This is a genomic window from Anaerolineales bacterium, from assembly GCA_015075725.1.
Taxonomy (GTDB): domain Bacteria; phylum Chloroflexota; class Anaerolineae; order Anaerolineales; family Villigracilaceae; genus Villigracilis.
In genome coordinates, this window is sequence record JABTTV010000001.1 from 2,606,393 (window position 1) to 2,625,044 (window position 18,652).

Consider the following 18,652-nt stretch of genomic DNA (forward strand, 5'->3'; position numbering starts at 1 on the left):
CATGAACGATTATGTCATTGAAGAAATGGCCGACGCCATTTCAACCGAACTGCACATCCCAAACGAGGACGTGCTGTGCATCCTACATCGCTACTGGCAGGACAAGATTGCCCCCGTCTGGCAGATCGATGACCTGCTGGAAACTGCCCTGAACGCGGGCATCCCGATCACAAAGGACGACGCAGTCGCAGTCTTGAAGGATCTCTTTGAAGGACACGACGCGGAACTGGGGATCACCTGGATCACGCTGGGAGTCGCCCTGCAAGAATATCACCTGGACTGGAAACGCCTGCCTGAAGATCGTTATCCGGAAGTACAAGGTGTCTTCAAGGTCTGGCGCAAGGGGAACCTGATCGCCCATCAGGTCGGGTTGTTCCCAAACCACATTCACGGCAATCTGCCGAAGGCACTCGCACTTGCCAAATCCTTGGCGGACGAAACGCCGAACGTGCCGATCCTGATCGGCTGTGAGCCGCGCCATTCGGAGGAGGTAGAGCCGTGGCTGTCGGTCATCCGCGAGGAGGACCGCATCCATGTGGAGGAAAGTGAGGAAACATGCACGCCGTAAAACCCAATCAGCAGGTTCGCATCCTGACCATCCAGATCGCGGTCGCCGCCGATGCCGACCCGGACTCAGTCGCTGATGAAATGTCCGCACTGCTATCCGAGAACGGCATTTGCTCGGATAGCAGTCACATCCTGGACTGGCGTTACTTGACCGAATACCAACCAGCCGTCACAGCCGGTGATGACCCCGAGGAAGGGGAGGTCTTCGGGCTGCTGGATTTCCATCTCACCATCACTACCCCGGAGGAATAATGTACGCATGGACAGAAACCTATGAAGATGAATACATCAAGGAACGCATTGAAGAATTGAGGACTGCTCAAAAAGAGGCAACCACAAATGGAAAGATACTTGTGTCCTCCTATGAACAGTTCTGGCTGCCAGCATTGAACGACCTGCCCGATGTCGAGTTTCAGGGCAGGGATCGGTATACCGCGCCGTATGGGAAATTTGAGTCGGTTCCCAATGTCCCATTTCATGGGGCGTTGTGGTTTACCCCATTACCCGGCGCTGATCTGCCGCCTGTCTTGAAGAACATCAAGGATTGGGTGTCGGGGAACGCAACCGTGGATATGAACGCTCGTACTGTCCGCATTCAGGTGGAGGAGATCGAGATCACCTTCACTGCCATCAATGTGGGCTTGAACGCGCATGAATTGCTGCGGGACATCAACCAGGAATTGGTACGGGTCAATGCGGGTGTGTACGTCTATCGCATCGAACCGGCGGAGGATGCCTCTCCTGTTCAGCACCTCTACCCGGAAGGACGCATTCCTGCCCTGACCAATGCCCATACGCGCGCCGATGTTACCGGCTTTGCAGTGTTGCAGGATCGACCTTATCAGCACACACTGGTGTATGTCGGCATCGCCGCCCACAAGACCAGCGTCGAGAGTCTCTGGGCGTCACTGATCCGTGGCAAAGGCAGTTGTTCCATGCGTGGCACATCCGTACTCGCTGACGGCGAAGTGAAGATGCTGACACAACCATTGCCGGAGTTCAACGTCTTGCACGCCGGGATCGTCTGCCGCAAGGCATTGCCTGGCAAGTGGGAGGCAAAGGACGATGCCGCCTATGCCCTGGTCTTTGAAGATGGGAATGTTGAAGCACAATTGCAGGCACTGACTCTGAAACGCCTGCAGGAGACGCTTGCCTTTCCCATCCTGGACGCGTGGGCAAAGACGCTCTGGGAGTATGCGCTGGATGCAGAATACATTCAGCGGCTGGTTACGGGTGGGGATTGCCGTGGTGGAGTCAGGCTCGATCTGTCCAAACCCTGGCAGGACCTGGTGCAGAACCTGCTGGAGCAGGAAGTCTTGAAGATATAGGAGGCAACCCATGTTACGTTCCATTCCTACAGAGGAGATCTTCGATATGAACAAAGCCTTGAATTCGAACGATCCCCTGGCATACTGGCTGGCGCAAATGCGCAAAGCCGACTGGCAGCATCTGCTGAGGTTCGTGGATGTGAAAATTCCAGTGAAGACAAAGAAACAAGATATGGCAGAAGCAGCCCTCCAGCGCTTCGAGTTCACCATCTGCGATGGACGTGGAGAGGTCTGGCAGTTGTGGACCGATCTCCGCAAGGAACATCGCACGCTGGTGATCCAGTTCCGTCATTCAGAGTCGGACTGGTCATGCGGCACACCGGAATTCGTGAACCTGGACAAGAATGAACCGCTCGGCTTTGTGAACATCGCCGGGCGGTTGTTTTGTAAGGTGAAGTAAGTAGAAAAAATAAACCCGATCCCCCATGCCAATTGGTGTGGGGGATTTTATTTTCCAAAAGGAGATTACCATGCGTCCCCCCGCTCTCGAAAAAATGGGCTTCTACGCCACATCAGATTATGTCGCTACACTACTAAAAACTTATTTCAAGCCTGCCGACTCTGGCAGGCTGCTTGATCCCTGCGCCGGTGAAGGTACCGCCGCATCCATTCTGGCAAAAGCCTTGAACTGCCAGAGTTGGGGCGCTGAACTTTCCCCAGCCCGTGCCGCACTGGCGGCAGAAAAGATGGACCGCCTCTTCAACACGCCCTGGGGTTCCTGTCATCTGACCAGCGAGTCCATCACGCTGTTGTTCCTCAACCCACCCTATAGCCATGATCGCCTCGGCGACCAGAAGCGTTTGGAACTGGAATTTCTGAAATCCACCACTCCCAAACTAGTTCGTGGCGGTGTCTTGATCTACATCGTCCCGCATCCCTTGCTGCGTGATCCGGATGTTGCATCCCATCTGGCTGGGTATTACGAGAACATTCGCATCTACCGTTATCCTGAAACCGGATTCAATCAGGTCATTGTGATGGCGACCAAGCGGGTGAAGTACAAGATCCCATCTCATGAGGAAGTCCATCAGGTGCAGGCATGGGCAGATGTGGAACCGCCCATCTTGGTGGAAGTGGATGAACCTTTGTATGAACTGCTTCCTGCATCAGACAAAGGATCGGGAGGACAACCCATCCGTTTCTCCCGCCTGGATTGGCAGCCGGAAGAGATCGTGGATGCCACTCAGAAACGCGGATTGCATTCCTCCAAGGAGTGGTTGGACCTGCTCAACCCGTCACGTGGGTTGGGTGAATTGAAGCAGCCGGTCATGCCCTTAAAGAAGGGACACATCGCGATGTTGATGGCATCCGGCATGATGGGAACGCTGCGACTGACCGATGATGACGGTAAACCGATGCTGGTCAAAGGTCGGGTAGTGAAAGTCACGGAGAAGATCGAGGAAAACACAGACAAGAAAGGGAATGTGACCTCTGAAATCTTCCGTGACCGTTTCGTTTCCACGGTTGCCATCCTGCGCCAAAACGGGATCGAGATCATTGATACCGTTGATCCACTCTCCAAGTTCATGCACAAGTATGGGGATCAGATCGGGGCACATATCCTGTCCACGTACCGCCCTCTGTATAACTTCGATCCGACTCAGGAAGAGACCGCGATCCTGGACACATTAGGAACGAAGCGAAAGCCATTGCCCGGACAGGAAAAACCGGGACTGTTACCAACACAACGTCATATTGCGGCTGGCGTTGCAAGGGCAATAAAGAAACACGGCGTTGGTAACGTGCAGGGCGAGATGGGCGTGGGTAAAAGCTCGGTGGGTTCAGCGGTCATGGAACTTCTGAATGCCTATCCCGCCATTGTGGTATGTCCACCCCATCTTGTGCCCAAATGGATCAGGGAAATCGAAGAGACCATCCCAGGCGCAAGAGCAATGGAACTGAAGCGGATTGGTCGCAATGCGGATGATCTGGGCGATGTAAATGATGTGAGCAGGTTCCTGAATCTTTATAAAGCAGGTGAACTAGGTCATAGGGCAGTTGCTGTGATTGCCCATACCTCCGCAAAATATGGCGCAGGTTGGGAACATGCCGTGACGCGCAGAAAGTTTGTGGATGATGAAGATGGGCGGGTTTTTGAAGCACTGACATGCCCAACATGCGGATCGCCAATTCAGATCAATCTGCCGGGTGGTTTTACCAAGGTGGCTACCAGTCTGGATGACCTTGGTGACAAACGCCGATTTTGTGAGGCAGAGATCAGTGGATATGAACTCGACGATAAAGGCAGGCTTGTACAAGATGAAAACAGGAAGCCGGTTTGGGGAAAACGGATTTGCGGTACACCCTTGTTCCAATTCACTGGTCGTCGGTGGGCAATCGCCGAATACATTGCGAAACAAGCTAGAGGCGCTTTCAAACTGCTGATCGCGGACGAATGTCACGAACTCGCAGCCAAGGCATCGGATCGGGGTATCGCTTTTCATCAATTGGTTGCCTCAACCAAATACACCCTGACCCTGACCGGAACCTTCTTTGGCGGTCGAAGCACATCCATCTTTTGGCTGCTCCATCGCCTGAATACCAGCGTACGAAAAGACTTTGCCTTCAACGATGAAAAACGCTGGGCGAGGTTGTATGGTGTCTTGGAGATGACCCGTAAAAGCAAACGCGCCACGGAGGATGGGGATGAGGATGGTTTCACCGGTAATCGGCGATACCAGAATCAAGCAAAGGAACAACCTGGGATTTCACCCGCCATTGTGAACCGCCTGCTCGATACGACTGTATTCCTTTCCCTGAAAGACTTGGGACTTGCCCTGCCTCACTATGCAGAAGAAGTTGTGACGCTGACAATGACCGACGAACAGGGTGGGCAGTATCGTTCGATGGCAAAGAAGTTACGCGACTTGGCCATCAAGAACAGGCGCTATCTTTCCACCTGGCTGCAATGGACTCTGGCGCGACCAAATTCCGCCTTCCGAAATGAAGTGGTGGAGGTGGATGAAGTTAATCAGAAAGGAGAAGTAATTCGAAGAAAGGAATTGATGGAACTGCCGGCTGTGGTCGATGACGGAACCATGCCCAAGGAGTCCTGGCTGGTGGATTTCTGCCGTGCGGAACGCCAACAGGGGCGCAAGGTCTTGATCTACCTGCGCCAGACTGGAACGCGGGACATTCAGGATCGTATCTTGAAAATCCTACGGGACGGCGGGGTGCGTGCCGAGGTTTTATCCAGCGGTGTCAATCCTCGCAAGCGCGAGGATTGGATTGCAAGGCGTGTCATCGGACTGGATGCTTTGGTGGTGAATCCCAAACTCGTGGCAACCGGGTTGGATCTGATCGCCTTCTCGTCCGTTGTGTTCCTTGAGATCGAGTACTCGCTTTATGTGCTTTGGCAAAGTCTCAGGCGGGTTTGGCGCTTGGGGCAGACGAAACCGGTCAAGGCAATCTTCTCGGTCTACAACGACACAATGGAGTCACGAGCCCTCGCGCTCATCGGTGCGAAAATGAAAGCAGCCCAGTTGTTGTATGGTGATAATGTGGGTGGTGCCATTGTTCCTGAGGAAGAAGGGGACATCCTCATGAAGTTGGCACGTGAAGCCTTGGAGTCAGCAGACTTGCCCGATCTGCAATCCCTGTTTGCCGATGAAGTAGTGGTTTCCAATTCGCCAATGGGGTGCCCGACAGTTCCAAGTGCGCCGTTACCAGTTCCTGAAATGCCCAAGACGGTTTCCTGGTCTGACTGGATGACCAACAAAGGTGTGGTCGGGAGGTCGGCTAGTCGAGTACGTTCCAGACAGGTGACACAAAATCAAGTATCCCTTTTCTAAAGCCCTGTATTCCACAATTGAAGCAGGAAACGACAGCAGTCCGGGTGTGTAGCCCGGACTGCGCTATCCTATGATGGAGGTCACGATGGAAAAACAACCAAGATGCAAAAAATGTGGTCGGCGATTGAAGTCTCCCATGAGCATTGCTCGTGGGATGGGTCCCAAGTGTGCGGGAATTACATCAACATCTGGGAAGAGTGTTCGTACCCGAAGCAAACCGAGTTCTCGCACGGCTTATTCTGATAAGTCGCTAGTCCAGGTGCAAGCACCACTTTTCAGGGGTGAATTGCCAAAGAAGCGGCTTAGCAGGAGAGAGTTGTTCCGCAGACGCAGAGAGGAACGCCGACGGTTGTTCGAGACTCGATTGCCGTTCCAATGCGGGTTGGTGTTGCCAGCGAGAAAGCCGCTGGTGTACACACCGCTGGAAGATGGGTCGTGGCGGGAAGACTACAGCGGAAGAGTGATCTCGCATGAAAGGCTGCAACAATATCTGATAAGGTTCAGGTTTATATAGACAGCAAGCCCCTGATTGGTTGAAAATCAGGGGCTTTTTTGTTTTAACCTTACAGTCAGTGATTGGATGGCCAAATCAGATGCACTAATGAAAGCGGCTTGACGGGAGCACTGCTCTTATATGATGTTTCTGCTTGAAATGCGATAGTCCTTCACAAAACGTCTCACCAGTAAATTGCAACAACCTCAGAATTGATGAAGCGTTCATGGGTATCTGTTTGGGAGACTTCTGTTTTGACAGAAGCCAACGGGATAGGTTTACCGGCGAAATCAAGTCCGGCGCCTGCAAGCGCACTCGCTCGATACTCGGCAAATATAAGTGGCTCTGTCTTGGTCTTAAATTTTTCGGCTAGGTGTGTAGAGATGGATACAAATGCTTCCAGTCTTGTTTCTTGTGTGCCAAATAATGCAGAATGTTCGATTGCAAGTAGATCGATTTGTTCTTCATCTTGCGGTGTGAGCTTTATTTTAAAATGATTTGAAATCAACTTGGCATAATTCAACAAGGCAGTGTGCATACGTTGTTGTGTTGAAATTGCCTTTTTTCCAGCATTGTTTGTCTCGGTCATGGACACAAGGGTATTCAATCCTGCCAAATTGATTTGGTTGGAAAAGCCAGGAATCACTGATTCGAAAACCTGAGCTAGTTTAACTGGAGTCCATGACGCCTGTAAGCCAGTCTGCGCAATTCTGCAAAGAACACGATAGCACGCATTCGAGAACAATATGCGACGAAGGTCTTTCCAAAAAAGAACCTGCTCGGCGACACCAACTACGAAAACTGGAAAGGTGTGTAATTCATCGTCAGTTTGGATATCCTGCAAGAGCTTGCGGTTAACAATCCATTCTTTTCCATCTAGTTCAACTCCGCAATAGTCAATGGCTTTACCGCGAATTGGAACAAGCCCCGCAAGGAGTTTCTCAAGAATGCGACCAACAGATTTCATCTGTTCAAGTTCATCATTCGTATTCAAGCCAAGACTTTCAGCATCTTTTTCAAGAATTTCAAGAATAGTTGAAGCTACTGCGTTTACACGGAATATCGGATCGGCTTCAAGTTGAACTTCTAATTCGAACAACTCTCCCCGTGACAATTTTTCTGGATCAATTATCCAATACCCATCTACATACGACTGGGTCGCAACAAGGAGATCATTCCTGTTGCTTATCTTAGGCGGTTTCAGGACACCAGGCACGGGCTTAATGCTTAATGAATCCAGTTCGTATTCATAAAGATCTTTAAATGCGGTCTGGATAATCGATTTTCGGAGCACCTGCGTTCCACTGGTTTGGTTGTTCAATATCCGGGAACTCACGTCAGCTTTAGCGAGCCCTGCCCCGGCTCCAATCGAACTCCCGATCTCGCTTTGCAAGGAGGTTGTTTCAGTATCTGTAAATTCCGTAGCTATTGGACCAAGCCTTGAAGCTATAAGGCTATAAACACTTACTTCATCAAGATAGACAAACTCCCTTAATGTCCCTGTTTTGTTCCGGGCGGCCCGTCTCCTACGCCATTGGCGAAACCATACCTGGAAACGTGTCAAAAAACTCATTTTGCATCACCTTTCATTGACAACTTCACTGCTCGGCGCTTTTGGTCCTTAACCAATTCAAAGCCTCCAATATAGTCTTCTGTCAAAATGACCGACCTGTCATCTGCGGCTGCCAGTAGACCTGCCTCGGTCCATATCGCTGCTAAATCTGCCGCTGACCATCTCTCAGTATTTTGTGCCACCCATGCATGTGGCAAATCGCCTGAAATAGCCAAGTGTTTTGCTGATGTCTGAAGAATTAATTCACGATCCTGCCGATTCGGGAGAGGAAAATTGATCTCCCAATCAAATCTACCTGGTCGCCTTAGAGCAGCATCAATATCTTGGGGTCGGTTAGATGTTGCGATAACAACAACGTTGTTTTTGGTAAAGCCGTCCATAAGAGTAAGAAGTTGGGCGACAACTCTACGGGAGACTTCATGAGATTCGTCGGCACGCTGACCAGCCACACTGTCAATTTCATCGAAAAAGATAATCGCCTGTTCTTGTTGTGCCGCATCTGCAAACAACTTGCGGAGTAACTCTTCGCTTTGACCATACCATTTACTAAATATCACTGGTCCGCTAATTTCGTAAAACGTTGACTTTGTACTATTTGCAATAATCCTTGCCAACATTGTTTTCCCCGTACCTGGCTGTCCCGTGAACAGAACACCCTTGATTGGGCGCGTTCCAATCTTTGCCAGATTATCTTTATGCTGTAAAGGGACTTCAATGAGTTTTCTGGCTCTTTCGACAACATCCTGCAGACCACCGAAGTCATCAAAGGTGTCTTTAATTGCCCCTTTTGCCAATTTAAAACTCGAAATGGTGGCATCATCAATAGCTGGCAGGTCAAGGTACTTAATAGGGTCTTTTGCCAGGACACGAATTACCCCAGAAGAATTCTTTGCTTCAACGGTATTCCCTTCACTATAGACGATATCGTTTGTGGGAAGCATGATCCAACGACCACCAACATCGACAATAGTAGTATCCGCGAGCTTTAATCGAACTACGCCGATAAATGGCGGTTCGGGCCACAATTCATCAGGAGCGGACTCAATATAATTCTCGTTAATACGGACTAAAACGACAGAGCCGACTCTAAATTCAAATGGCTCATCATTACTGACCGTAGTGACCACACCATTTGGAAATTCCAAATAAAGTCGGCAGCCATTATCCTCGATGGCACGAACCCTGGCAACATTGCTTATCGGGCTTATTTGATCATAATTACTCATAAGTGTGACTTTCTGCCTTCATTCTGCCACCTAAAAATTTGGAACTACAACTATTAGCGTTTTCTGCCCACTCGCTATGGACTTTCGCTACTAATAGATTATCTTTACTTGACCTTATCCTCAATTTGCTTGTGAACATCCCTGCCTTTTTCGTCACGTTTCACAGTCATAAGGAAAAGCGCTATCTTGTTGCTCTTGTCTTCCCATTTCTCGCCGATATTTTTCTTTTCCTGGGAGGCTTCTATAAGATGTTCACCTTTATATTCGACGACCATTACTCGCCCGTCATTTAGCAATGCAACAAAATCGGGGTAGAAGAATTTTCCGTTCGAGAGTGGGAGGCGGAAAGCCCAAGTGTCATGAACTAGGTTTCGCACCCAGTATTTGATATCATTACATTGGTCAATTGCTTTGGCACATTCCAATTCCTCATCGGTATCGAAGGCGCCAATAACGCTACCATAATAGTGTTTATTAAATTGGTATCGCCCATGATAGAAATCGCTGGCTGGATAGGTGTTTGGATCAAACTTGAAGTAGTAATCGTAGGTGGTTTCTGCGGTGGTGTTGTCACCAAACAGGAGCGCCTGATAGTTGGAGCTGCTGTCTTTGACCTGGTATTCCTTGATCTTGGCAGCCATTGCTTTGAGCAGTTGGAAACGAGCGCGCACCAACGTGACAAGCGGGATGTTTCGCTTATCAAGCAATTGTTTTAGGGTTTTGCGGGTAAATTCCAAAAGGTTTTCGGGGCGGATGTTTGGCTGTCTCAATCGCGGTTCAAGCCAACGGGTAAGTTGCAAATCTGTTAGACCGCTTTCTGTATCGCTGAAATCGAGCGGAAGTTGTTTGCCTAAAAACTTGTAGGTCAGTCTTTCACCTTTGATGTCAAATTCATAGGTGGAGGCTTTTTCTTCGATCTTGAAATCGTCTTCGGTGAGTTCGGCGGGATAGTCGAGAATGTTCCAAAGATGGTCGTCCAAAACGTATTCAGCCAGTTCAGGTTCGCCATCCTGAAACAGAGTCAATTGAGGAACAAGGAATGGTTCACCACGTTCTGCTGGTGAGAGAGGGCGTTTGGGGAGCTGGTGATATTGCGCAATGGTTTGAGCGACTTTGGGACGGTCTTCTTCCTGGACAGATGCAATAATCTTCTTTTCCAGTTCAGGAGTGACATTTCCTGATACGCGAAGAAGCAGGCGGTTATCGCTGCCTGTTTCGATCTTGAGTTGTGATTGTTCCACTAAATCAAACTTCGAGAGGTCAGGTTCTTCAGTGAGGATGAAGACAACAGGTTCCTGTGGTTTGAATGTGACAGGCTCGGTGCTGACTGGGAGTTGAACCTGTGTGTACTGTTCAGCTTCCAGTTTGTCGAAGCCCATATCTACCAGGCAGTCTTCCATCTGTTCAGCGGCTCTTGTCCAACTTGTGGATGAGACATGAGCATAGGCGCGGTTTAATTCGGTGTGGACTCTTTCACGGGCGTACGGCATACGCAGCACTCGTCCAAGCAACTGCTCAACATCCTTTTTGGAATGGACGGTGGCAACCGAACAAAATACATAGGCAAAGGAACAGTCCCAGCCTTCTTTTAGAGCCTCAATGGTGATGACAGCTTCTATTTTGTTGTTGGGATCGAAGAGATTGACGCCATCCAACTCGCGCTGTGTACCTGTAGCGATGGCAATGTGCTCGCGCGGAATACGACAGGTTTCCATCAGGAATTTTTCCACCACATCCACGGTGACTTCGCGTCCTTTTTCCTCTGCCTGGATCAGGACAATTGGGCGGACAAAATCGGGCTCTTTGGCGGCGATTTCTGCAAGTTTGTTGCGGGTGAGGATTGCATCCTGAATGGCTTCGCCCCAGGTCTGATGCTCGGTCAACACGATTGGCAGTTTGATCATTTGCTCGTGTTTGAGTTGAGAGGCAGATACGTTATATAGAATATTACTGTTTGGTGTTGGTGTGGCGGTAAACTCAAAAACACAGGCAGGCTGGATGCGCTCAAACACTTCGTGCATGAGTTTTGACGCAGCGTTCTGCGACTCATCGATGATGACCAGTGGACGATGAATCGTCAGAAGATTGCGGAAGGAATATTTTGGTTTTCCTTTTTCTGCGCCTTCCTCAATGGTATCCAATCCTTCAATCCCGGCTGGTAGGTTAACGAAGTGCGGTTCAAGGTGTTCGTTATGGGCATAGACTTTGCGACCGTCTGTGTCTTTGACGCGAAGGCTGGCAAATGTTCCAACAACAACACAGGCACGGTCACGCAAATCCTGCGGACGGATCTGGGTAAACTCGCTGATATCCAACACCTTGACCTGCCCTTTGAAGGCATCCATCAGGGCTTCACGGTTGGGATGGTTGGGTTTTTGGAGGGTTTCAAGCGTCTGTTGGCGGATAACGTTGGTTGGAACCAGCCACAGGATTACTGGGTATTCATCCTCAAGGTAGACATTCGAGGCAATGGAAGCGCTGCGGGCTGCCATGTAGGTTTTGCCGCCACCTGTTGGGATGCGTAGGCAGAGATAAGGTGTTTCTGGCAGAGGAGGCAAAGGTTTGTACGTGCGAGTCAGCCCCAAGTCACGAGTGATGCGGGCGAAGCCATCCGCTGCACCGTGAACGCGGGCTACTTCGAGGTAGTCCTTCAAAATTCCTAAAGCGGTTTCCTGATATTCTTTGCGTTGGAAGGTCATGTTAGCGCGCCTTTATGTCGTATGGGACTTGCTTGAAGATGATGTTTTCGCGTGCCAGCCGTTGCGAACTGAAGGTGGTCAGTTCGCCGTAGATCACTTTTTGTCCTTGATACGGTGGAAGACCGGCGAGGATTTTGCCCGTGAGGACGTTTCCGCCGTCTTTGGATTTATCGCCGAGGATACCGTTATAGAGCAGGTAATAGGCGATACCATTGTGAACGCCAAGCAGGGGCGATGCTTTTTTGCTTCGGACCTCCAGCGGTGTATGGGTTTCTGTAAACCAGACATGCGCCGCCAAAGTGCGGAATCTGACAGATGGGTTAACCTTGCCCTCTTCGTCAAAGATGGTTTCACCGAGTTTGTAGAAATGGAACCCGCCCCCGCCTTGCCAATTGACACCTTCACTTATGCCACCTTGTTCACCATCCACTACTTTTTTCAAACGTGGTACGCAATGGGTAATGGCATGATCTCCCATTTCAATTCCAATATATCGTCTCCCCATTTTGTGGGCGACAGCGGCAGTAGTACCTGAACCTAAGAAAGAATCAAGAACGATATCATTGTGATTTGTTGAAATTTGAATCAAACGCTCAATTAATTTTTCTGGCTTGGGGGTGGAAAAAGGAGTTTCACCTGGAAATAAAGTTGTTATTTCTGCCTTTGCGCTTCCAGTAGTTCCAACTTCTGAGTGTAACCAAAGACTTGATGGCACCAATCCTGTTTGCACTTCGGACAAGAACTTCTTTACACGCGGAGCGTTATCTCCATTTGCGCCAAACCAAATGCGATTATCCTGAACCATTTCGAGAAATCTTGGTTCTGTATAAAGCCAACATCTACCTGCAGGAGGGTCAATCTTCCGACCCGAAGGTGTAGTAATGGTGAAAAATTGTTCTTTCCGTCTACCCTTCTCCGCTTTCGCATGTGCAGGGAGAGAAGCCCAAGAACCACGAGGATCATTATCTGGATTTGAGTATCTTTCCAACTGACTTTCGGAGGACGGAAGAGGATTTCTTATGTTTTTCCAAATACTTCTATCTTTTGCAAAGAGCAAGACAGTGTCGTGAACCGTTGATACGTCTGTTCTGTTTTCTCTGGTATGACTTTTTTGCCAAACAATATGCGCAACAAAGTTATCTCTACCAAAAATCTCATCTAAAAGCACCTTCAAGTAATGCCCTTCTGTATCGTCGATTGATACCCAAATACTTCCTTCAGGTGACAATAAATCGCGCAAAATCTCCAATCGAGGATAAATGGTACTTAACCATGTGGAGTGCTCCAAATTATCATCATAGTGTTCAAAAGCACTCCGCGTATTGTAAGGAGGATCAATATAGATACACCTCACTTGACCAGCATAATATGGCAATAAGGCTTTCAAGGCTTCAAGATTGTCACCTTGAATGAGCATGTTTTCAGCGTTGGGGTCGCCGTAGGAAAGCGTTTCGTCCGCTTCAAGGAGGCGGTAAGGTACTCGGCTGGATGTTTTGCGTGCTTCTTCGTCATTGAGCCAGTGCAGAATGGGCATTCCGTTATCTATCCTTTTGAGTTGCGGGTTGTTCGCCGTTGTCTACGACTACATCCAGATATTTTAATTTCATTTTTTGGGCGGCAGCCAGCCTGTGTTGACCGTCAAGTAAAAAGAAGTCGGGGTTCACCATAATAGGGAACCAGGCGCCAATTTCAAAATCCTCAGTGATGGAATTGACTTCAGCCCAGTTGATTTCGTTTTGATTAGAGAACAAGGCTTTGTCAACCTTGATTTTATCAATTGGGACTTTGGGCATGACAACCCATCTGCCATTGAATTCAGGCTTGGCATACATGGATGTCAGGTAATCAGGGGAAGGAATATAGGCTTTTTTCATTTCCTTGCCGAGAGGGTCTATTCTTCAAGCATATCCGCTATGAATTGGATGACATCGGGCTTGTCTTTGTTGTCTCTTAGAAGTTGAACCAGGGCGTTTCCGATGTAGTATCCCTCTTCAATTCCGTACTCGTTTTCAGGGATAAAGCACTGGAAGCGAAGCACCAAGGGTTCCTGTTCAGAGTCGTCAAAATCATCTTTGGGTTCGTCCATTTGTTCCTCGTTTGGTCTCCAGAAAGCAAGTATAAAGGTAAATTGGCAACTGGAATAATGGTTTTTGAGGAAAATATTTTAAAATATCCCGCTACTTGAAAAGAATGTAATCTTATACAAATACCCCCTTGAAAATAAGGGATATCAATCTTTGTTTATATCTACAAAACAATACCCCTCCATAAAATATCCCTCCAGGATTTCCCCGTCATCTGTTGGAAGGGGTGTTGATTCAATAATCTCCTCGCGATCATCAAAGTAGATCAACAAAACAGGATAATCCCTTTTGTTCATTTTTGTATTTGCTTCAAGGAACCTATAGTCATATGGCGAGGCATCCAGCCATGCTGAAACCTGCTCACGCGTGAAGCAGACATTAGCCCACCCATTCCAAAGAGTACCATCCGTATATCCTTCAACGATGTTTTCCGGGTCTTCGTCGCCATCGATGCTGAATTTTGATTTATACATTGTGCAATCTCCTTTCCCCAGGATACCAGGGTGAGTACTGTTTGTCCAGGGAATTTCGGAAAATCATAAATCCCTTGGGGATGTGTTGGATAACAATTAAGTTTGTAAAGACTTTACTAACTTCTTCGCAACCTGCTCAGGGCTGGCAAGCTCGTGTTCCCAAATACGAAGAACTTTCCAATGCTCCCGTCTAAGCGTTTTTACGACAACACCATCACGCACCTTGTTGCCCAAAAGTTTCTTCTCCCAAAACGCCTTATTATTTTGTGGCATATTGAAATGTTTTGGACACATGTGCCAAAAACAGCCATCCACAAACAGGGCAACCTTTTGTTTTGGGAACACAAAGTCCGGCTTTCCAAATAAATCATAGTTTCTGCGCCAGCCCGAAATATGATGTTTTTTCATGATGCGAATCAAAGCAAGTTCTGTATCCTTGTTTCCCCTGCCTCTGATACGGGACATTACCTCTGAGCGTTTTTGCTTTGTGAAAACATCAGGCATGATTTTTCTTGCGCATTTTCTGCAGAGCATCGTAAACAATCCCTGCAATTTGCTTTGCCAGAAGTGGGGGAACGGCGTTACCAACCTGGTGGTATTGTTGGGTTCTGGTTCCCTCAAAAAAATAGTTGTCCGGGAATGTTTGCAGGCGTGCAGCTTCTCTAACTGTCAGGGAACGACATTGAAGAGGGTCATAATGAATGTAGTAGTGTCCATCTTTGCTGATGTGAGAAACTACAGTTGTGGAAGGCTTCCCTTTGACCTGAACTCTAAAGCGGTCATTGAAAATGGTTTCACCAACCTTGGTCTTGATGTTGTTATGCTTTGGGAGCAAGGCTTTCGGAAAATCGTCCAGAGTCGGAGAACGTTTATTGATCTTTGCAAAAACGGCGGCAAAAAAATATCGTTGTAAATCTTTTTTGATGTGAGTCCTTGATTCGTGATTGCATACTCCATCAAGAGATTTATCGATATACCAATCAAATTGATACAGTTTGGTTGATGTCATGTTTGCTGGTAGAAATTGACCGCCAGTTGTCAGGGTGAGATTAATTTTCGAGGCGTTTTCGTTGAGAGCCTTCTTCAGTTCTGGGGAAAGCTTTTTAAACCATTGTCCAGCTTGCACAATGGATTGTATTGCTGTCCTCCACTTTTCCGGGGTGTCGATTTCCTTTGAGAGTCCGCTTCTCAGTTTTGGAAGATCACTTATTACCTGATTAATTGAAACTTTCCCAGCTTTAACAAGAATATCCGGGTCTGAAGAATATAAATCTGATCTAATCCCTAAAATAATGACCCTATGTCTGGCTTGAGGAATGCCATATTCCTCAGATCGAACAACAAAATCATTGGCTTCCAGCTTATTATCTGCCTTCTTTGTAGAGCATGAAAACAGATGGTAAGACAAAGGTTCCTCTGTCCCTTTCCTTTTCGCCCTGAGTGGTCGCTTTAAATCCTTGATTATTAAATCAAATGTGTTCTGCTTGTTGGTTTTTGTTCTTGTTGCAGATAGTAAGCCTTTTACATTTTCCATCACAAATACTGGGGGCTGATGATCCGCCAGAATTCGCAAGTATTGTTTATAAAGGTGATGACGGTGATCTTGCGCATATTTCCAGGGATTTTCTCCACGCATTCGAGAACGTCCAACCAATGAATATGCCTGGCATGGCGGTCCACCGATTAAGACCCAATTGGTTGCCCCATTAAGGGCTTCTGAAATTCGAGTTCTAACCGCCTTTACTGGTTCTTCTCCTAAAGTTGCCTTCCAAGCCTCTTTTTTTGCAGCCAGGGATTGGCGTTTGTATTTTCCAAATAATTCTTCCCTGCGAATTTTATTCTTCAAATAATCATAATACTCTGGCGGGATGGTATCACTTGAAAATTGGCGGAAAAATGCCCTTAATTCCAGAGTCTTATGTGCGAACTCATCCATTTCGATGGAAAGTTTGATTTTAAAAATTGGCTTTCCTTCCTTATTTTTAAAAGATGAAAAGCCCTCCCCCAAACCTCCGGGACCGGCAAATATGTCAATTACAGGAATAGGTGTTGTCATGTTATTTGCAGTATTACAATGTCATTCTGTTTATCAGTCAAAGACTAGGATGATTTATCAATCCTGGTCAGATATTCTCCGGTGAACAGTTTATCTAATGTGTTTGCAATTTCTTCAGCAGTTTGGCCACTGACTACGAGAGCCAATTCATGATTGGTCAAAAGCCCTCGTCGCGAAAGGTTTGATGAACCGACTATTGCAGATTGACGATCCGCCACTATTACTTTTGCATGTAAATCCTCGACATCATTACCTTGAAAATCATACAAATGAAAATGAGGGTAAATGGAATTTAGATTACTCAATCGAGCCACCACTTCCCCTGGCTGTTGACCAAGCTTGTTGACAGCAATGCGAATTAGAATACCCTTTGAAAGGGATGTTTCAAGCCAATCCAGGAAGTGGTCTGCTGCTCCACTAATTGCATAGGATGTGATCAAGATTTCATTCTTGGCTTCCCGGAAAAGTTTCTCCATTGATGTTTCAATAGAACCAACGCCTGAACCCATCCAGGCAAGACCACTTACTACAACTGAGGTTTGATTTTTCATGGCAGGTTTTGTAGTAATAAGTTCCGATCAAGGCGCATATTTCGATGTTCGCATGATGTTTCGGAAATCAGGCTGCAAGCATAACAAGCGGCGCCATTATATTTTCCATATCCAAACTGCTCCTCTCCGCAGAGTGGGTCATTTGAACAGGCATCAATATTCCTTAATGCACCACGTATCACTCTTTCAAACTCGGGCACAAGTGCAATCAACCCACCCAATGTTCCATCGCCACCGGGCTGGGCAGTGTATAAAAGGATCCCACCATTCGCTGCTCCATTGGTTTCATTTACATCAATAAAAACGCGTTCTCTTATGGCAGCCGATGAATAACCGGAATCCACCGATAGTGCGTTGATTATCCTGTGAGCAAAGGTATGCCACCAAACAAAAACAGGGTGAAGTTGGTTGCGGTCTTCCCCCACCAGTGTTCGATTGGTGAATCTGGCAGGATTTCTCCAAGCGTCGCTCCAAATCTCAAACGCACCTCCCGAAAGTTGCAGGTTGTTTTGAGGATGGTTCTCAATATCCAAATCGATGAATATACCCTCGCCAAACAATTCAACCCCAGGATACCAGTTTCGACCTTCATTTGCGAAGGATGTATTAACAACGGCGGAATTTAAAGGATCCCCGCCTGGGACCCGGCGATAGCCCGTTTGGACCATCACAACTCTTAAACGATTTACTGGAGTAATTCTGAGTTGCCGCCCACCATCATATTGAACTGACCGGACGTTACTCTGAACAACTTCAAATTGAGGTGGTCTACCTGGCTGGGATGAGGGTTGAGGTGGGTGACCATTTGTTGCTGCCTCTTTCAAGGCATTGAATTCTTCAAGTCTCAAGGTGTGTACATCGGCTGGCAGGCTCCCTGTAACCGTATCATTGATTGCCGACAAAAGAGTTTGTTGATCGTACAATTGAATCTCATCAAACACTGATTGAGGTAGACGATTTCTGGAAACCAGATTTCTTAAAACAACCATGAAATCATTTTTTGTGGCGGGAGTATCAACAACAGCCAGGGCATCTTGAATGGCGGATATTTCCAACAGGCGATGCAAACTTGTTGCGCGCGGTGGTATTGTCAGTGCTGTCTGAATTTCAGAAATTTTGAGGTTTGCCGCACCGCGTTGCAATATTCGCGCGTCGGCATTGCACCCGGGCCTTATGGGCTGTGAGCCTGAAACCGGCTCTCTTTCAGGAAATCTCCCTGAGCATCTCCATGTTCGGGAGTATGCAGTTCCAAGGTTTGTTGAACGATTGCAATCCGGGCACTGGATGGTAATATTACGAAGCGCACCTCCCCCTCCTCTCCAAATCAAAAAGGTTGGGTTGCAACCAATACTACCTTGATGGACTACTCCAATCCAATCAACATCATCCAGATGTCCTTCCGGGCAAGCCATAACAAAACGAATGGCCTGTCTATTGGCTTGCGACCAGGCATCACTTGAGGATGCCAGCTCATTACATTGTGGACAAGCTCTACTATTGCCTTGAGTCTTTCGATATAAAATTCTATGTCTTACACACAATGACCAGGATGGGAACCGTTTGGTGTTGTATATATATTTGCTTTCAGTTTCCCCTAATTCAGCATTGGATGGCAGCCTTACAATGCCGGCGCCGCCAAGTAAAGATTGCGACAGCCGTTGATCAGTGATCTCGAAGTCTTCGGGCCTCCGTGCGCCAAACAGTCCGGAGCGATCAAGTGAAGGAATTATTTTTGGACCTTCGGGACCTTCGAGGATTGAACCAGGTCCATAGGTGGTTACAAACTGTGAACGACGTAAACTTTGCGCCAT

16 protein-coding genes are annotated in these 18,652 nt (G+C 47.8%); 5 read left to right on the forward strand and 11 right to left on the reverse strand.

What is annotated here, in order from left to right:
- Position 1: 1 nt before the first annotated feature.
- The 5 genes from HS100_12545 (at position 2) to HS100_12565 (ending at position 5,686) form a co-directional block, all read left to right on the forward strand.
- Complete coding sequence (locus HS100_12545) at positions 2–568, forward strand: hypothetical protein (GenBank protein MBE7434736.1); 567 nt, start codon at positions 2–4, stop codon at positions 566–568.
- Entirely contained in the window at positions 556–819 is a 264-nt protein-coding gene (locus HS100_12550) for a hypothetical protein (protein MBE7434737.1), read from the forward strand. Before HS100_12545 ends, HS100_12550 begins: the two co-directional genes overlap by 13 nt.
- Entirely contained in the window at positions 819–1,895 is a 1,077-nt protein-coding gene (locus HS100_12555) for a hypothetical protein (GenBank protein ID MBE7434738.1), read from the forward strand. Before HS100_12550 ends, HS100_12555 begins: the two co-directional genes overlap by 1 nt.
- Before the next feature lie 10 nt (positions 1,896–1,905).
- The gene (locus tag HS100_12560) at positions 1,906–2,295 is read left to right on the forward strand and encodes a hypothetical protein (GenBank protein ID MBE7434739.1); all 390 of its coding nucleotides are present in this window, start codon (positions 1,906–1,908) and stop codon (positions 2,293–2,295) included.
- Positions 2,296–2,365: 70 nt separating this feature from the next.
- Positions 2,366–5,686, forward strand: a complete 3,321-nt coding sequence (locus HS100_12565; GenBank protein MBE7434740.1) for a hypothetical protein — start codon at positions 2,366–2,368, stop codon at positions 5,684–5,686.
- Between the two features lie 677 nt (positions 5,687–6,363).
- Here HS100_12565 and HS100_12570 read toward each other — a convergent pair.
- The 11 genes from HS100_12570 to HS100_12620 form a co-directional block, all read right to left on the reverse strand.
- Positions 6,364–7,752 carry a hypothetical protein gene (locus HS100_12570; protein MBE7434741.1) on the reverse strand — a complete coding sequence of 463 codons (1,389 nt, stop codon included), beginning with the start codon at positions 7,750–7,752 and terminating at the stop codon, positions 6,364–6,366.
- Complete coding sequence (locus HS100_12575; protein MBE7434742.1) at positions 7,749–8,978, reverse strand: 26S protease regulatory subunit; 1,230 nt, start codon at positions 8,976–8,978, stop codon at positions 7,749–7,751. Before HS100_12575 ends, HS100_12570 begins: the two co-directional genes overlap by 4 nt.
- A gap of 104 nt (positions 8,979–9,082) precedes the next feature.
- Positions 9,083–11,677: a DEAD/DEAH box helicase family protein gene (locus HS100_12580; GenBank protein ID MBE7434743.1), complete on the reverse strand. Its 2,595-nt coding sequence runs from the start codon at positions 11,675–11,677 to the stop codon at positions 9,083–9,085.
- A gap of 1 nt (position 11,678) precedes the next feature.
- Entirely contained in the window at positions 11,679–13,211 is a 1,533-nt protein-coding gene (locus tag HS100_12585; protein MBE7434744.1) for a site-specific DNA-methyltransferase, read from the reverse strand.
- A gap of 4 nt (positions 13,212–13,215) precedes the next feature.
- Positions 13,216–13,551, reverse strand: a complete 336-nt coding sequence (locus HS100_12590; protein ID MBE7434745.1) for a ParB N-terminal domain-containing protein — start codon at positions 13,549–13,551, stop codon at positions 13,216–13,218.
- 17 nt (positions 13,552–13,568) lie between these two features.
- Positions 13,569–13,763 carry a hypothetical protein gene (locus HS100_12595; GenBank protein ID MBE7434746.1) on the reverse strand — a complete coding sequence of 65 codons (195 nt, stop codon included), beginning with the start codon at positions 13,761–13,763 and terminating at the stop codon, positions 13,569–13,571.
- Between the two features lie 144 nt (positions 13,764–13,907).
- Complete coding sequence (locus tag HS100_12600) at positions 13,908–14,234, reverse strand: hypothetical protein (GenBank protein ID MBE7434747.1); 327 nt, start codon at positions 14,232–14,234, stop codon at positions 13,908–13,910.
- A gap of 96 nt (positions 14,235–14,330) precedes the next feature.
- Positions 14,331–14,738 (reverse strand): very short patch repair endonuclease, encoded by a 408-nt coding sequence (locus tag HS100_12605; GenBank protein ID MBE7434748.1) that lies wholly within the window; start codon positions 14,736–14,738, stop codon positions 14,331–14,333.
- Positions 14,731–16,290, reverse strand: a complete 1,560-nt coding sequence (locus HS100_12610) for a DNA cytosine methyltransferase (protein MBE7434749.1) — start codon at positions 16,288–16,290, stop codon at positions 14,731–14,733. Before HS100_12610 ends, HS100_12605 begins: the two co-directional genes overlap by 8 nt.
- Positions 16,291–16,334: 44 nt before the next feature.
- Positions 16,335–16,841 carry an endonuclease gene (locus HS100_12615; GenBank protein MBE7434750.1) on the reverse strand — a complete coding sequence of 169 codons (507 nt, stop codon included), beginning with the start codon at positions 16,839–16,841 and terminating at the stop codon, positions 16,335–16,337.
- The gene (locus HS100_12620) at positions 16,838–18,652 is read right to left on the reverse strand and encodes a DUF1998 domain-containing protein (protein ID MBE7434751.1); all 1,815 of its coding nucleotides are present in this window, start codon (positions 18,650–18,652) and stop codon (positions 16,838–16,840) included. Before HS100_12620 ends, HS100_12615 begins: the two co-directional genes overlap by 4 nt.

Excerpts from the sequence above, each read along its gene's own strand:
- HS100_12620 (MBE7434751.1), bottom strand. The coding sequence starts at position 18,652 with ATGGCGCAAAGTTTACGTCGTTCACAGTTTGTAACCACCTATGGACCT.
- HS100_12605 (MBE7434748.1), bottom strand. The coding sequence starts at position 14,738 with ATGCCTGATGTTTTCACAAAGCAAAAACGCTCAGAGGTAATGTCCCGT.
- HS100_12595 (MBE7434746.1), bottom strand. The coding sequence starts at position 13,763 with ATGGACGAACCCAAAGATGATTTTGACGACTCTGAACAGGAACCCTTG.
- HS100_12615 (MBE7434750.1), bottom strand. The coding sequence starts at position 16,841 with ATGAAAAATCAAACCTCAGTTGTAGTAAGTGGTCTTGCCTGGATGGGT.
- HS100_12555 (MBE7434738.1), top strand. The coding sequence starts at position 819 with ATGTACGCATGGACAGAAACCTATGAAGATGAATACATCAAGGAACGC.
- HS100_12585 (MBE7434744.1), bottom strand. The coding sequence starts at position 13,211 with ATGCCCATTCTGCACTGGCTCAATGACGAAGAAGCACGCAAAACATCC.
- HS100_12580 (MBE7434743.1), bottom strand. The coding sequence starts at position 11,677 with ATGACCTTCCAACGCAAAGAATATCAGGAAACCGCTTTAGGAATTTTG.
- HS100_12590 (MBE7434745.1), bottom strand. The coding sequence starts at position 13,551 with ATGAAAAAAGCCTATATTCCTTCCCCTGATTACCTGACATCCATGTAT.
- HS100_12610 (MBE7434749.1), bottom strand. The coding sequence starts at position 16,290 with ATGACAACACCTATTCCTGTAATTGACATATTTGCCGGTCCCGGAGGT.
- HS100_12570 (MBE7434741.1), bottom strand. The coding sequence starts at position 7,752 with ATGAGTTTTTTGACACGTTTCCAGGTATGGTTTCGCCAATGGCGTAGG.
- HS100_12560 (MBE7434739.1), top strand. The coding sequence starts at position 1,906 with ATGTTACGTTCCATTCCTACAGAGGAGATCTTCGATATGAACAAAGCC.
- HS100_12545 (MBE7434736.1), top strand. The coding sequence starts at position 2 with ATGAACGATTATGTCATTGAAGAAATGGCCGACGCCATTTCAACCGAA.
- HS100_12565 (MBE7434740.1), top strand. The coding sequence starts at position 2,366 with ATGCGTCCCCCCGCTCTCGAAAAAATGGGCTTCTACGCCACATCAGAT.
- HS100_12575 (MBE7434742.1), bottom strand. The coding sequence starts at position 8,978 with ATGAGTAATTATGATCAAATAAGCCCGATAAGCAATGTTGCCAGGGTT.
- HS100_12550 (MBE7434737.1), top strand. The coding sequence starts at position 556 with ATGCACGCCGTAAAACCCAATCAGCAGGTTCGCATCCTGACCATCCAG.
- HS100_12600 (MBE7434747.1), bottom strand. The coding sequence starts at position 14,234 with ATGTATAAATCAAAATTCAGCATCGATGGCGACGAAGACCCGGAAAAC.